This window comes from Nocardia sp. NPDC058519 (genome assembly GCF_042719755.1).
GTDB lineage: Bacteria > Actinomycetota > Actinomycetes > Mycobacteriales > Mycobacteriaceae > Nocardia.
On sequence record NZ_JBHXNK010000005.1, the window covers coordinates 37873 to 51992 of the forward strand.

Below are 14120 nucleotides of genomic sequence, written 5' to 3' on the forward strand. Positions count from 1 at the left end.
GTTTCTGTCGAGAAGATCGCCCTACCTCGGATATAACAGGAGTCAACAGAGAAGTTCGCTGGACAACTGGCGTGAAGTGGCTCAGTTTTGTAACGTGTTCTAGTGAACGAGGAGGGTTCGGGATGGCGATCAACCCCAAGGTGAGGGAACTCGATGTCGGTGCACCGCCGACGAGGTTCGCGCGCGGCTGGCACTGTGTCGGCCTCGCGTCGACGTTCCGCGACGGCAAGCCGCACGCGGTAGAGGTCTTCGGTACGAAGCTCGTCGTGTGGACCGATACCGACGACCAGATCCGCGTGCTCGACGCCTATTGCAGGCATATGGGCGGCGACCTGAGCATGGGAACGGTGAAGGGCGACGACATCGCCTGCCCGTTCCACGATTGGCGCTGGGGCGCCAGCGGAAAGTGCACCGCGATTCCGTACGCGCGTCGCGTTCCGCCGCTGGCCCGCACCAGGAAGTGGACCACGCTCGAGCGCAACGGTCAGCTCTACATCTGGCACGATCATGAGGGCAACGAGCCGCCCGCCGAGGTCACGATCCCGTATATCGAGGGTCCGTACACCGACGACCAGGGCAATCCGACCGAGGCCCACAACAGCGGCTGGACCGACTGGACCTGGGACTCGTTGCTGATCCAGGGCGCCAACTGTCGCGAGATCATCGACAACGTCGTGGACATGGCGCACTTCTTCTACATCCACTACGCCTTCCCGACGTTCTTCAAGAACGTCTTCGAAGGGCATGTGGCGACGCAGTTCCTGGAGACCAAGGGCCGGCCCGACGTCGGCATGGCCGCCAAGCACGGCGGTGACACGCTGCTGAAGTCGGAGGCGTCCTACTTCGGGCCGTCCTACATGATCAATCCGCTGGTGAACATCTACAGCGGGTACGAGATCAAAGTTCAGCTGATCAACTGCCACTACCCGGTCGATCAGGATTCGTTCGTGCTGCAGTGGGGCCTGAGCGTCGAGAAGCCCAAGGGTCTCCCCGACGAGGCCGCGAAGAAGCTGGCCGACACGATGGCCAAGTTCTTCGGCGACGGCTTCCTGCAGGACGTCGAGATCTGGAAGCACAAGTCCAAGGTCGAGAACCCACTGCTCTGCGAGGAGGACGGCCCGGTCTACCAGCTGCGCCGCTGGTACGACCAGTTCTACGTCGACGTCGCCGATGTCACCGAGAAGATGACCCAGCGCTTCGAATTCGAGGTCGACACGACCAAGGCGAATCAGGCATGGGAGGCCGAAGTGGCGGAGAATCTGCGTCGCAAGGCCGAATCCGAGGAAGCGGGCGTCTGAAAATGAGTCGAAGCGAGCCGCAAAGGTCCGGCGATCCGTCGCGGCTCGCTTCGGCGAAACCGGGGTCGGGCGATTCTCCGCAGCGTGCGGAGACTCGCCCGACCTGGGCCAAAGCGCCTGATTTCGCGGATCAGCCCGCGCGACAGGCCGCGGTGCGGGCGCAAACCGTGGTCGACAAACAGCATTATCTCGACACGGGTCTGACACCACTGCGGTGCCAGACGTGCTCGGCGCAGGTCTTGGTTCGCAAGGCGAGCGCGCATCAGACCTCGGTGCAGTGGACCGAACGCCCCGACGCGCACTGCCCGGTCTTCGCGCAGATGTCCGCACACGGTGCGCGGCCGGGTCGGCCGGAATCGTGTCCGTCACTGGAGAAGTCGATCAAATGGGCCGTCGATGAGGGTGTCCTCGAAGTCGGCGAATAGTCAGCTGAACGGTGTGTGCGGGCGATCCTGGAGCACCCCGTCGAGGTAGATGTCGACCTTCTCGTTGTAGAAGCACGCCAGGCCTGCCACCTTCTGGCTCTCCGGCAGCGGTGTGCGATAGATCCAGACGATGTCGGAGTGTTCGGTGTCGTCGACGCGCACATTCCAGTAGTCGGCGGTGCCCTTGTACGGGCAGCTGGTGTGGGTTTCCGACGGGGTGAGCAGATCCATCCTGACATCGGTCAGCGGCAGGTAATACCGTGCGGGCAGACCGGTTTCGAACAGAATGCGCGGCGATTGCGAGTCCGCGACGGTGACCCCGTCGATCTCCACCCGCACGTTCCGTGAGCTGCCGAGAATGTCGACGCGCGAATACGGATCGCGCGGATGGACGAAGATCTGCTCGTCTTCCTCGAACCAGTCGAACGCGGCGATATCCAGTCGCACAGCGTCTTTCAGCTCCGACAGTGGCGAGTCGAGATAGCGCAGTGCCGCACCGTCGGCCCGCAGGCCCTCGACCGCCACGTCGTAGCCCGTCGCCTCGCCGCGGCTGGGGGAGTGCTCGGTGATCCCGTTCGGATCGAGATCGGCGTGCACATCGGTGAGCGGCACGTAGTAGGTCGGGTAGTAGGGGATTTCCCAGACCAGCAGCGGCCGCACGGTGTCGGCCACCAGTTTCCCGCGCAGATAGACCCGTACTCGCTTCTGCCCGGTCTCAACCTTGACACGTCCACGTCGGTCCTCGGTCATGCACCAACGCTACCCGAATTCCAAACCCCGAACCCGGACCGGCGGGGCCGCGAACTCGAGCGCGCCAGCGCTCCGAAAATAGAGTTCAATCGCCGACGGTGATGGCCTGTGCTTCCTCGACGGAGTGCGGGGCGGGGTCGTGGTCGTCGATGTGGGCGAGCGCGTCGCGGCCGATGAACAGAACCGCGACCGCGGCGGCCGTGCAGACCGCGCCGAGCCAGAACGGCAGCGACATATTGTGCTCGCCGAGCTTGCCCGCCACCCAGGGCGCGGCCGCACCGCCACCGAACCGGACGAAGCTGTAGGCCGCCGACGCGGTCGACCGCTCGACCGGCGCCGAGATCATCACGGCCTCGGTGATCAGCGTGTTGTTCACGCCGAGGAACGCACCCGCGATCACGACGCCGACGATCAGCACGATCTTGTGCTCGGTGAACATCCCCATCACCGCAAGGTCGATCGCGAACAGGGCAAGCGACAGGGCCATCATCGGCAGGGAACCGAAGCGCGCCTGCAGTTTCGGGGCGAGGAACACCGAGGACACGGCGAGCAGGATGCCCCAGCCGCAGAAGATGAAGCCGATCGCGTAGGTGCCCATGTCCAGCGGGAACGGGGTGAACGCGAGCAAGGTGAAGAAGCCGAAGTTGTAGAGCAGCGCGGTGATGCTGACGGTCAGCAATCCCCTGTGCCGCAATGCCTTGAACGGCGCGGTGATCGAGGTCGGATGCGCAGCCTTCGGCATCTCGGGCAGGAGCACGACGATCGCGATGAAGGCGACGGCCATCAGCACCGAAACCCCGAAGAACGGTCCACGCCAGCTGATTCCACCGAGCACGCCGCCCAGCAGCGGGCCGGTCGCGATGCCGATACCGAGCGCGGCCTCGTAGAGGATGATCGCCTTGGCGACACCGCCGGTGGCCGCGCCGACGATGGTGGCCAGCGCCGTCGCGATGAACAGCGCGTTGCCCAGACCCCAGCCCGCGCGGAAGCCGATGATCTCGCCGATGCTGCCGGACATGCCTGCCAGCGCGGCGAACACGATGATGATCGCCAGCCCCGACAGCAGCGTCTTCTTCGCGCCGAAGCGGCTCGAGATCACGCCGGTGACCAGCATGGCGACGCCGGTGACGGCCATGTAGCTGGTGAACAGCAGCGACACCTGCGACGGCGTCGCGTTCAGCTGTTCACCGATCGGCTTGAGAATGGGATCGACGAGGCCGATGCCCATGAACGCGATGACGCTCGCGAAGGCGACGGCCCAGACAGCCTTCGGCTGGCCGGACGGGGAGATGGCCGCGGCGTTCATAGGCGCTCCTGTTGCATCACTGATGACCGCGGGCAACCGCGCGAAGGGCTGTCAGCAGGTCGTTCATGTCGGTATCGAGGCGGATCAGCCGATCGAGATCGAAATCGGCGAGTCCGGGTGCCATGGCGGCGGCGAACGCGCGCCTGGCCTCGGTGAGGCGGGACCGGCCGGCCGGGGTGAGCTCGACGAGCGCTGCCCGGGAATCGTGCGGGTCCTTGGTGCGGGTGGCGAATCCGTCGGTGACGAGTCGGCCGATCAGCGCCGTTGCCGCCGGTTGGGAACATCTGTCGATCCGGGCGAAATCGCTGACCCGCAGACCACCGTGCTCATCGAGCACGGCAAGGGCCCGCAGGACCGCGCGGGGCAGATCGTCGTTGCTGATCGCCCCGGCCAGTCGGGTGAGCCGACCAGCAGTGACCAACAGGTCGACCACGATGTCGTCCGCGGATGGCTGCTGTGTCTGCTTCACGAGGGGTAATATTACATAAGCTAACTATCTAATTCTAGGCGGGTCGGCCCCATGGGCTGGTGAAACGGCGCACAACATGCCGAAAGCCCCTGGTCGCGGGGCTGCGACCAGGGGCTTTCGGTGAATTCGGCTAGGCCGCGACGGGGCGTCTGCCGGTGCCGAACAGCTCGGCGGTGGCGTGCGCCCGCTTGAAGTACAGGTGGGCGTCGTGCTCCCAGGTGATGGCGATGCCGCCGTGCAGCTGGATGGTCTCGGCAGCCACCGTGGAGAAGGTCTCGGTGCAGTGTTTGCGGGCGACCCAGGCGTCCTCGGCGGCCGACGGGCTGTCCTCGGCGACCGCCTTGGCGGCGGCCTGTGCCACCGATTCGGCCGACTCGACCAGCACGTACATATCGGCCATCCGGTGCTTGAGCGCCTGGAAGCTGCCGATCGGGCGACCGAACTGCACGCGTGATGCGGTGTATTCGACCGTCATCTCGAGGCAGCGCCTGGCAGCGCCGACCTGCTCGGCAGCCAGTGCCGCCCATGCGATTTCGCGCAACCGGCGGCGCAGCGCCACCGGGTCGCCGGTGCCGATCCGGGTGGCCGGGGCATCGGTGAAGGTGAGGGTGGCGAGTTTGCGGGTGGGATCCAGCGCGGGAGTCGCGGTGACGGCGACGCCGGGTGCGTCCGCTGTCGTCTCGAACAGCCCGTCGTCGGTCAGTACCAACAGCAGGTCGGCCTGCGCGCCGTGCAGTACGTAATGGGCTGCGCCGCTGAGCTTCCCATCGGTCACGCCGACTCCGGCCGAATCCCAGCCGTCGGCGTCGGCCCAGCACAGGGCCGCCGTGCGTGACCCGTCAGCCAGATCGGGCAGCAGCCGGGCGCAGGAGGGTTCGTCACCGGCCAGCAGAATCGCCTGCACCCCGAGCACGGCCGACCCGAGCATGGGCACCCCGCCCAGCGTGCGCCCCAATTCGCCGACGACCATGAGTGATTCGACCAGCCCGGCGCCCGCGCCGCCCCACTGTTCCGGCACCGCGAGCGCGGCTACCCCGACCTGCTCGCACAGCATCCGCCACAACTTCGGGTCGTATCCGAGGTCGGTGTCCATCGCGGTCCGCAGCGCGGCCGACGGGGCGTGCTTGTCGAGTAGGGCCCGCACCGAGGTCCGGAATTCGAGTAGTTCATTCGATGACATGGGTTCCTCCTCAGACCGCTGCGGCGTCGCGCAGGGCCGCGGCGATGCGGGCGCGGTGGAAATCGGCGGTGCCCCACGCTGTCCGCAGCGCGGCGACCTTGGTCAGCCACAGGGACAGGTCGAATTCCGCGGTGTACCCGATGGCGCCGTGTACCTGAAGCCCGGCACGTGCCGCACGGTGAGCCGCGTCGCCACAGGTCACCAGCGCTGCCGAGACGTCGCGGGCGCGGTCGTTCGATTCCAGCGTCAGCGCCGCGCGATACAGCAGCGGTTCGGCCAGATCCAGGGCGATCAGCACATCGGCGAGTTGCTGTTTCACCGCCTGGAATTCACCGATCGCGCGACCGAACTGCTTGCGCTGCTTGGCATAGGACGTGGTCTGTTCGAGAATCGACCGGCCGGCGCCGAGCAGCTGTGCGGCACAGGCCAGAACGCCGACATCGAAGGCGTAGTCGATAGCGGCTTCGACCTCGGGGCCATCGGCGACCAGTTCACCGGCCGTGACGGGGAACAGTTTGCGCGCAGGGTCGATCGAAGTCACCGCACCCGAGCCGGACGCGCCGAGTGTCAGTCGGCCGTCGGCGGCCACCAGCACCGGTTCGGCGCTGTCGGCGTCGAGGGCGATGCCGCGCTGCGGCTCGAAGGTGATGGTGCCGAGCGCGCCGCCGCTCGCGAGCGCGGGCAACCACCGCTGGGCTGGTGCGTCATCCGGAAGACGTTGCAGCAGTGCCGGAATCACGGCGGCGGACTCGATCACCGGACCGGGCGCCGCGCCGCGGCCGAGTTCGATCAGCGCGACGACGAGATCGACGGGCGTCGCGTCCGCCCCGTCGTACTTCTCGTCGACGATCAAGCCGAACACGCCCATGTCGGCGACCTGCCGCAGCAGCGCGCGCCCCTTGGTGGTGTCGCCATCCGCCCAGGCCCGCACCGCGGCGGGCACCTGTCCGGCATCGAGAATCTTGCGGAGCTCGGTGGCGAAGTCGAGCTGTTCGGTACTGAGCGCGAATCTCATCGCAGACCTCCTGTGTTGAAGTACGCGTTCATCGCTTGCTCTCGCGAGGCAAGCCGAGAATGCGCTCGGCGATGATGTTGCGCTGGATCTCGTTGGTGCCCGCGTAGATCGGGCCGGAGAGCGAGAACAGATACCCGTCGGTCCAGTTGCTGCGCTGCTCGGCGGCCGGGCCGAGCAGGTCGAGCGCGGTCTCGTGCATCGCGATGTCGAGTTCGGACCAGTACACCTTGGTGATCGACGATTCCGCGCCGAGCTGGCCGCCGTCGGTGAGCCGGGTGACGGTCCCGAAGGTGTGCAGGCGGTAGGCCTCGGCGCCGAGCCAGGCGTCGACCACCGAGTTCCTTGCCGCGGTGTCGCTCGGGTCCGCGGTCTCCTCCCACAGGTCGATGAGCCGCTGCGCGGTGGCGCTGAACCGGCCGGGGCTGCGCAGCGAGAGGCCACGCTCGTTGGACGAAGTCGCCATCGCGACCCGCCAACCCTCGTTCACCCCGCCGATCACATCGTGGTCCGGCACGAAGACGTCGTCGAGGAAGATCTCGGCGAAGCCGGGTTCGCCGTCGAGCTGGGGGATCGGCCGCACGCTCACGCCCTCGGCGGTGAGCGGGAACATCACATAGGTCAGCCCGTGGTGACGTTGCGCGTCGGGGTCGCTGCGGAACAGGCCGAAGGACCAATCCGCGAAGGACGCACGGGAACTCCACGTCTTCTGGCCGTTGAGCAGCCAGCCGCCTTCGGTGCGCCGAGCGGTCGAGCGCAGGCTCGCGAGGTCGCTGCCCGCCTCGGGCTCCGACCAGGCCTGCGCCCAGATGTCGTCACCACGCGCCATCCGCGGCAGGATCCGCGCCAGCTGTTCGGGGGTGCCGTGCTCGAACAGGGTCGGTGCCAGCAGGAAGATGCCGTTCTGCGCGACCCGCCCCGGTGCACCGGCGGCGTAGTACTCCTGCTCGAACAGCACCCATTCGAGGATCGACGCGTCACGCCCGCCGAACTCGCGCGGCCACGACACCGCGGACAGGCGGGCATCGGCCAGCTTCGCCTCCCACGCACGATGGGCGGCGAAGCCTTCCGCTGTATCCATCGACGGCAACGGTTCCGCCGGCACGTTGGCCGCGAGGAACTCGCGTACCTCCAGCTGGAATTCCCGGGCAGCCGGGTCGATCTCGAGATCCACTTACTTCGTCCCGTTCTGTTCGGTAGCGGTGGCGGCGCTCTTCATCGAGCGGGCGTTCATCCCGCCGAGGGAATCGGCGCCGACCTCGGCGTTGTGCGCGTGCGCGAAATGATGCAGCCCGAAGACCGAGTCCATGCCGGTGCGCATGCCCATCAGATCCTCGGCCTGGTTGACGGCCTTCTTGGTGAGCGCCAGCCCGAATTGCGGCATGGCGGAGATCTTCTCGGCGAGCCCGAACACCTCGGCTTCGAGGTCCTCGCGCGGCACGACACGGTTGACCATGCCCCACTCCTTGGCCTGCGCCGCCCCGAACCGATCGCCGGTGAACAGGAACTCCTTGGCCGCGCGCGGACCCATCACCCACGGATGCGCGAAGTACTCCACACCCGGAATGCCCATCCGGACCACCGGATCGGAGAAGAACGCGTCATCGGAGCAGACGATCAGATCGCACACCCAGGCCAGCATCAGCCCGCCCGCGATGCACGCGCCCTGCACCATCGCCACCATCGGCTTGGGGATTTCCCGCCAGCGCCTGCACATGCCGAGATACACCTCGGACTCGCGCGCGAACCGCTGATCGCCACCGGGGCGGTCGAGGTGGTCCCACCACAGCGCGGCCTTGTTCTCGTAGTGCACATCGTGGTCGCGACCGGGTGTACCGATGTCGTGCCCGGCGCTGAAGTGTTTTCCGTTGCCCGCCAGCACGATCACCTTGACCTCGGGATCCTCGACCGCGCGCACGAAGGCGGCATCGAGGGCGTAGGTCATCTTCGAGTTCTGCGCGTTGCGGAAATCGGGCCGGTTCATGGTGACGACGGCGACCGATCCGCGCACCTCATAGGTGACGACCTCGGTCTCGGTTTCGGAACTCACGACTTCTCCTCACGTAGCTCACGCTTGAGCACTTTGCCCGCGGCGCTGTAGGGCAGCTGGTCGCGGAACTCGACAAGCCTGGGCACTTTGAAATTCGCCAAGGTGCTCGCGGCGAAGGCGATCACCTCGTCCGCGGTCAGCGCCGATCCGGCCTTGCGGACGACAACGGCCTTGCCGACCTCGCCCATCCGCTCGTCGGGCACGCCGATCACCGCCGACTCGGCGACGCCGTCGAGCCTGGCCAGGGTCTGTTCGATCTCGGCGGGATAGACGTTGAATCCGCCGGTGATGTACATGTCCTTGAGCCGGTCGGTGATCTTGAGATAGCCGCGCTCGTCGACGATGCCGATGTCGCCGGTGTGCAGCCAGCCGTCGGCGTCGATGGCCTCGGCGGTGGCCTCGGGGTCGTCGAGGTAGCCGATCATCACGTTGGGACCGCGCAGCAGCACCTCACCGGCCTCGGACAGGCGCAGTTCGAACCCGGCGATCGGTCCGCCGCAGGTGTTGGCGATGGTTTTCGCGTCGTCCTCGGGCCGGCACATGGTGCCGAAACCCGCCGATTCGGACAGGCCGTAGGCGGTAATGACCACCTCGAAGGCGAGATCGTCGCGCATCCGCTCGATCAGGACCACCGGCACGGTCGCGGCGCCGGTCACCGCCACCCGCAGCGAGGTCAGGTCGCGCTCGGCGCGCTGGGGATGGGAGAGGATGGTCTGGTAGATCGTGGGCGGACCGGTGAGCACGGTGATCTGCTCGGACTCGATCAGCGCCAGCGCCGCGGGCACGTCGAAGGTGGCCTGCGGCACGATCGTGGCCCCGGTGACCAGGCACGCGAGAATGCCCGCCTTGTAACCGAAGTTGTGGAAGAACGGGGGGATCATCAGGTAGCGGTCGCCCGCGCGCAGGGTCGAGCACTCCACCCAGCCGCGCACCACATCGAGGGCCTGCCGGTGCGCGACGAGCGTGCCCTTGCTGCGGCCGGTGGTTCCGGAGGTGAACAGGATGTCGGCGATGTCGTCGGGATCGACCTGGCCGGCCCGCTCCTCACCGGTCGCTTCGGAGACGGTCGCGGCCTGCGCGAGCAACTCCGCCCACGTGACCGTCGTCTGTGCCGCCGCGCTGGGGGATGCCTCGACTGGGATGACGACGACGGTGCCGATACCCAGCTCCGGTGCCGTCGCCACGAGTTCCGCGGCCCGATCGCGACCGAGGAACGGACCGGCGACGAACAACGCCTTCGCGTCCACGCGGGTCAGCACATCGACGGCCTCGGCCGCCACATAGCGGGTGTTCAACGGAACCAGCGCGGCCCCGACGGAATGCGCGGCCAGCGCGGCGATCACCCAGTGGTGGGTGTTGGGCGCCCACATGGCGACCCGGTCGCCGGGGGCGATGCCGCGCGCGATCAGGGCACGCGCGGCGATGCGGACCTGGTCGAGCAGTTCGGCCCAGGTCAGGCGGGTCGCGCCGTCGACGAGGGCAGGCTCGTGCGGATGCGCCGCGGCGATGTGTCGCAGCGCCTGCGGGGTGGTTTGTGCAGGGGATGTCACGGGGTCCTCACCGTAGTGCGGTTTGCTGTTCTTCCGAAGCAGCTAACAAAGCAAGTGCTTGGTAGGTTATCCTATCGGCGTGGGCGTGATCCAGACCTCAGATTCCGATACCGCGACCTCCGACGCGGAGTTTTGCGCGGAAATACGCGATTGGCTCGCCGAAAATCTTTCGGGCGAGTTCTCTGACCTGCGCGGAACCGGCGGACCCGGCCGCGAGCATGAATTCTTCGAAGAGCGGCTGGCGTGGGATCGCCACCTCGCGAAGGCGGGCTGGACCTGCCTCGGCTGGCCGGTCGAATACGGCGGCCGCGGTGCGAGTGTGCGCCAGCAGGTGATCTTCCATGAGGAATACGCGAAGGCCGACGCTCCCGCGCGGGTCTCGCACGTGGGGGAGGAACTGCTCGGCCCGACACTGCTCGCCTTCGGCACCGAGGAGCAGAAGAAGCGCTTCCTCCCCGGTGTCCGCTCGGTCGGCGAGCTGTGGTGTCAGGGCTACTCCGAGCCGGGCGCCGGTTCCGACCTCGCCGCGGTGAGCACCACGGCCCGGCTCGAGGGCGACAAGTGGGTGATCAACGGCCAGAAGATCTGGACCTCGCTCGCCCACGTCGCCGACTGGTGCTTCGTGATCGCCCGCACCGAACGCGGCTCGACCCGGCACAAGGGCCTTTCCTACCTGCTGGTCCCGATGAACCAGCCCGGCATCGAAGTGCGCCCGATCGAACAGCTCACCGGCACTTCCGAATTCAACGAAGTGTTCTTCGACAACGCCGTGACCGATGCGGACCTGGTCGTCGGCGAACCGGGTGACGGCTGGCGAATCGCCATGGGCACCTTGACCTTCGAACGCGGTATCTCCACCCTCGGCCAGCAGATCCGCTTCGCGCGTGAGCTCGCCGATATCGAGGACTTCGCACGGCGGACCGGCGCCGCCGCCGACCCGCTGATCGCCGACCGCCTCGACCGCGCCTGGGTCGGACTCAGGGTGCTGCGCGCGCACGCGCTGCGCACCATGAGCGAAGACCACGACGATTCGGGCGGCGCCTCGGTGTCGAAGCTGTTGTGGGCCAACTGGCACCGCGACCTCGGCGAACTGGCCATGGCGGTGCAGGGCGCCGCCGGCCTGATCACCGGCCCCGACGACATGACCGCATGGCAGCGGCTGTACCTGTTCAGCCGCGCCGACACGATCTATGGAGGTTCGAACGAAGTGCAGCGCAACATCATCGCCGAGCGTGTGCTCGGCCTGCCGCGAGAGGCGCGCCCGTGAGCGAGCAGACCTATTCGGGCGCGAACAAGTCGCTCTCGATCGCGCCGGCCTCGATCCCCGGACACGGCCTGCTCGCAGGCCGGACGGCCGTGATCACCGCCGCCGCGGGCACCGGCATCGGTTCGGCCACCGCGCGCAGGCTCCTCGAAGAGGGTGCCGACGTGGTGGTCTCGGATTGGCACGAGCGACGCTTGACCGAGACCGCCGAGCTGCTGGCCAAGGAGTTCCCGGAGCGCCGGGTCGGCGCCGTGGTGTGCGACGTCCGCGATACCGCGCAGGTCAACCAGCTGCTCGCCGATGCCGCCGCCGAACTCGGCCGGATCGACATCATGGTCAACAACGCGGGCCTCGGCGGTGAGACCCCGGTGGTCGACATGACCGACGAGCAGTGGGACCAGGTTCTCGACATCACCCTCACCGGCACCTTCCGCTGCACCCGTGCGGCGCTGGGATACTTCCGCGGTGCGGGCCACGGCGGCGTGATCGTCAACAATGCCTCCGTCCTCGGCTGGCGCGCCCAGCACGGCCAGGCGCACTACGCCGCCGCCAAGGCCGGAGTGATGGCGCTGACCAGGTGCAGCGCGGTCGAAGCCGCGGAATTCGGGGTGCGGATCAACGCTGTCGCGCCGAGCATCGCCCGGCATCCGTTCCTGGACAAGGTGAGTTCGACCGAGCTGCTCGACTCGCTCAGCGAGCGCGAGGCCTTCGGTCGCGCCGCCGAGCCTTGGGAAGTAGCGGCAACGATCGCCATGCTGGCCAGTGACTACACCTCGTATCTGACCGGCGAGGTTGTCTCGGTGAGCAGTCAGCGCGCATGATCGCCGTGGCGGGTTCCCGGAAACCAAGCAAGTGCTTGGTTGTACGATGACGGGTGTGACCGCTCCCGACACCGTGAAACGCACCCGCCGCGCCGAGCTGCTCGACCTCGCCGCCGGCCTGTTCGCCGAGCGTGGGTTGCGTGCCACGACAGTGCGCGACATCGCCGACTCGGCGGGCATCCTCTCCGGAAGCCTCTACCACCACTTCGATTCCAAGGAATCGATGGTCGACGAGATCCTGCGCGGCTTCCTCGATGACCTGTTCGGCCGCTACCGCGAGATCGCGGCCGCCTCGCTGAGTTCGCGAGACACCTTGGAGGCCTTGGTCATCGCCTCCTACGAGGCCTTCGACCGGCACCACGCCGCGGTCGCGATCTACCAGGCCGAGGCCAAGAACCTGCGCGACGTAGCACGTTTCGCCTACATCCGTGACTTCAACATCGAGTTCCGCGATCTGTGGCACCGGGTGCTCGCCACCGGCGTCGCCGATGGCAGCTTCCGCCCCGAACTCGACGTGGAACTCGCGTTCCGCTTCCTGCGCGACACCGTGTGGGTGGCGGTCCGCTGGTACACCCCCGGTGGCCCGATCACCGTGAAAAACCTTGCCCAGCAATATCTCACCATCGTGCTCGACGGGCTCACCCTGCCCGGGAGCACCACGCCATAGGAGTTCCCCGATGACCGCACCCGCCGAGCGCCGCCCCTACACCCCGTTGCGGGAGGCCTATGTGATCGATGCGGTGCGTACCGCGGTCGGCAAGCGCAATGGCGCGCTGGCCGGCGTGCACCCGGCCGACCTCGGCGCCGCCGCCCTGCGCGGGCTCGTCGAGCGCACCGGCATCGACCCGGCCGTCGTCGACGACGTGATCGTCGGCTGTGTCGACAATGTCGGTCCGCAGGCAGGCAATATCGGCCGCACCATGTGGCTCACCGCGGGATACCCCGAAGAGGTTCCCGGGGTTACCGTCGACCGGCAGTGCGGTTCCAGCCAGCAGGCGGTGAACTTCGGCGCGCAGGCCATCATGAGCGGCACCGCCGAGGTGATCGTCGCGGCGGGCGTGCAGAACATGAGCGCCATCCCGATCTCGGCCGCCATGCTCGCGGGCAAGGAATACGGCTTCGACTCCCCGTTCGTCGGCTCCACCGGCTGGGACGAGCGCTACGGCACCGGCGAGGTCTCGCAGTTCCGCGGCGCCGAGCTGATCGCCGAGAAGTGGGGCATCACCCGCGAGGACATGGAGCAGTGGGCGCTGCGCAGCCACGAACGCGCCCGCGCCGCCATCGCCGAGGGCCGCTTCGAGGCCGAGATCGTGCCGGTCGGTGACTTCAAGGTCGACCAGGGTCCGCGCGAGACCAGCCTCGAGAAGATGGCGACCCTGCAACCGCTCGGCGAGGGCAGCCCGCTCACCGCCGCTGTCGCCAGCCAGATCTCCGACGGCGCCAGCGCGACTCTGCTCGCCTCCGAATGGGCGGTCAAGGAGTACGGCCTCACCCCGCGCGCCCGCATCCACCACGTCAGCGCGCGCGGCGCGGACCCGATCTTCATGCTCAGCGCCCCGATTCCGGCGACCCAGTGGGCGCTCGAGAAGACCGGCCTGACCATCGACGACATCGACGTCATCGAGATCAACGAGGCCTTCGCCCCGGTGGTGCTGGCCTGGATCAAGGAGATCGGCGCCGATCCGGCGAAGGTGAATGTCAACGGTGGCGCCATCGCGCTCGGCCATCCGCTCGGCGCGACCGGCGCGAAGCTGTTCGCCACCCTGCTGCACGAGCTCGAGCGCGTGAACGGCCGCTACGGCCTGCTCACCATTTGTGAAGGTGGCGGCACGGCCAACGTGACCATCATCGAGCGCCTCGACGCCGACACGAAGTAGGTCAGCTGGTGGACCTGCTGCCCCACCACTGCCCGCACCGGATACGCACCTGATGCCGGACCCGGCCGACAACACTGCGAGTACGCCGCAGTGTTGTCGGCCGGACCGCATCCCGGCG

Annotated in this window: 14 protein-coding genes; 6 read left to right on the forward strand and 8 right to left on the reverse strand. The window is 67.5% G+C overall.

The features are described 5' to 3' along the window. Positions 1-122: 122 nt before the first annotated feature. Both ACFWPK_RS07750 and ACFWPK_RS07755 read left to right on the forward strand, forming a co-directional pair. Positions 123-1298: a Rieske 2Fe-2S domain-containing protein gene (locus tag ACFWPK_RS07750; RefSeq protein ID WP_378913789.1), complete on the forward strand. Its 1176-nt coding sequence runs from the start codon at positions 123-125 to the stop codon at positions 1296-1298. Between the two features lie 2 nt (positions 1299-1300). Continuing rightward, on the forward strand, positions 1301-1723 hold the full coding sequence (locus tag ACFWPK_RS07755; RefSeq protein ID WP_378913790.1) for a hypothetical protein: 423 nt from the start codon (positions 1301-1303) through the stop codon (positions 1721-1723). Here ACFWPK_RS07755 and ACFWPK_RS07760 read toward each other — a convergent pair whose 3' ends face one another. From ACFWPK_RS07760 to ACFWPK_RS07795, 8 genes are all read right to left on the reverse strand, one after another. Further along, on the reverse strand, positions 1724-2473 hold the full coding sequence (locus ACFWPK_RS07760; protein ID WP_378913791.1) for a DUF427 domain-containing protein: 750 nt from the start codon (positions 2471-2473) through the stop codon (positions 1724-1726). A gap of 85 nt (positions 2474-2558) precedes the next feature. Beyond that, positions 2559-3779 carry an MFS transporter gene (locus ACFWPK_RS07765; protein ID WP_378913792.1) on the reverse strand — a complete coding sequence of 407 codons (1221 nt, stop codon included), beginning with the start codon at positions 3777-3779 and terminating at the stop codon, positions 2559-2561. 16 nt (positions 3780-3795) lie between these two features. Beyond that, on the reverse strand, positions 3796-4248 hold the full coding sequence (locus tag ACFWPK_RS07770; protein ID WP_378913793.1) for a MarR family winged helix-turn-helix transcriptional regulator: 453 nt from the start codon (positions 4246-4248) through the stop codon (positions 3796-3798). Positions 4249-4378: 130 nt separating this feature from the next. Beyond that, on the reverse strand, positions 4379-5428 hold the full coding sequence (locus tag ACFWPK_RS07775; protein ID WP_378913794.1) for an acyl-CoA dehydrogenase family protein: 1050 nt from the start codon (positions 5426-5428) through the stop codon (positions 4379-4381). A 10-nt stretch (positions 5429-5438) separates the two neighbouring features. Continuing rightward, complete coding sequence (locus ACFWPK_RS07780; protein WP_378913795.1) at positions 5439-6443, reverse strand: acyl-CoA dehydrogenase family protein; 1005 nt, start codon at positions 6441-6443, stop codon at positions 5439-5441. A 28-nt stretch (positions 6444-6471) separates the two neighbouring features. Next, positions 6472-7614, reverse strand: a complete 1143-nt coding sequence (locus ACFWPK_RS07785) for an acyl-CoA dehydrogenase family protein (protein ID WP_378913796.1) — start codon at positions 7612-7614, stop codon at positions 6472-6474. Beyond that, positions 7615-8490 (reverse strand): enoyl-CoA hydratase, encoded by an 876-nt coding sequence (locus ACFWPK_RS07790; RefSeq protein WP_378913797.1) that lies wholly within the window; start codon positions 8488-8490, stop codon positions 7615-7617. Beyond that, positions 8487-10040 (reverse strand): FadD3 family acyl-CoA ligase, encoded by a 1554-nt coding sequence (locus tag ACFWPK_RS07795; protein ID WP_378913798.1) that lies wholly within the window; start codon positions 10038-10040, stop codon positions 8487-8489. Before ACFWPK_RS07795 ends, ACFWPK_RS07790 begins: the two co-directional genes overlap by 4 nt. 79 nt (positions 10041-10119) lie before the next feature. On the opposite strand from ACFWPK_RS07795, the gene ACFWPK_RS07800 reads away from it, so the two are divergent. From ACFWPK_RS07800 to ACFWPK_RS07815, 4 genes are read left to right on the forward strand one after another with little or no spacing between them, the layout of a single operon-like run. Continuing rightward, the gene (locus ACFWPK_RS07800; RefSeq protein ID WP_378913799.1) at positions 10120-11307 is read left to right on the forward strand and encodes an acyl-CoA dehydrogenase family protein; all 1188 of its coding nucleotides are present in this window, start codon (positions 10120-10122) and stop codon (positions 11305-11307) included. After that, a complete protein-coding gene (locus ACFWPK_RS07805; RefSeq protein ID WP_378913800.1) occupies positions 11304-12125 on the forward strand; it encodes an SDR family oxidoreductase in 822 nt (273 codons plus the stop codon). The genes ACFWPK_RS07800 and ACFWPK_RS07805 overlap by 4 nt, the downstream gene beginning before the upstream one ends. 46 nt (positions 12126-12171) lie before the next feature. Beyond that, on the forward strand, positions 12172-12792 hold the full coding sequence (locus ACFWPK_RS07810; protein WP_378913801.1) for a TetR/AcrR family transcriptional regulator: 621 nt from the start codon (positions 12172-12174) through the stop codon (positions 12790-12792). A gap of 46 nt (positions 12793-12838) precedes the next feature. Further along, positions 12839-14002: an acetyl-CoA C-acetyltransferase gene (locus ACFWPK_RS07815; RefSeq protein ID WP_378914047.1), complete on the forward strand. Its 1164-nt coding sequence runs from the start codon at positions 12839-12841 to the stop codon at positions 14000-14002. The last annotated feature ends 118 nt before the right edge of the window (positions 14003-14120 follow it).

Bases quoted from the DNA above. Each gene is read 5' to 3' on its own strand.
- ACFWPK_RS07810 (WP_378913801.1), top strand. From the start codon at position 12,172: ATGACGGGTGTGACCGCTCCCGACACCGTGAAACGCACCCGCCGCGCC.
- ACFWPK_RS07780 (WP_378913795.1), bottom strand. From the start codon at position 6,443: ATGAGATTCGCGCTCAGTACCGAACAGCTCGACTTCGCCACCGAGCTC.
- ACFWPK_RS07760 (WP_378913791.1), bottom strand. From the start codon at position 2,473: ATGACCGAGGACCGACGTGGACGTGTCAAGGTTGAGACCGGGCAGAAG.
- ACFWPK_RS07755 (WP_378913790.1), top strand. From the start codon at position 1,301: ATGAGTCGAAGCGAGCCGCAAAGGTCCGGCGATCCGTCGCGGCTCGCT.
- ACFWPK_RS07765 (WP_378913792.1), bottom strand. From the start codon at position 3,779: ATGAACGCCGCGGCCATCTCCCCGTCCGGCCAGCCGAAGGCTGTCTGG.
- ACFWPK_RS07775 (WP_378913794.1), bottom strand. From the start codon at position 5,428: ATGTCATCGAATGAACTACTCGAATTCCGGACCTCGGTGCGGGCCCTA.
- ACFWPK_RS07750 (WP_378913789.1), top strand. From the start codon at position 123: ATGGCGATCAACCCCAAGGTGAGGGAACTCGATGTCGGTGCACCGCCG.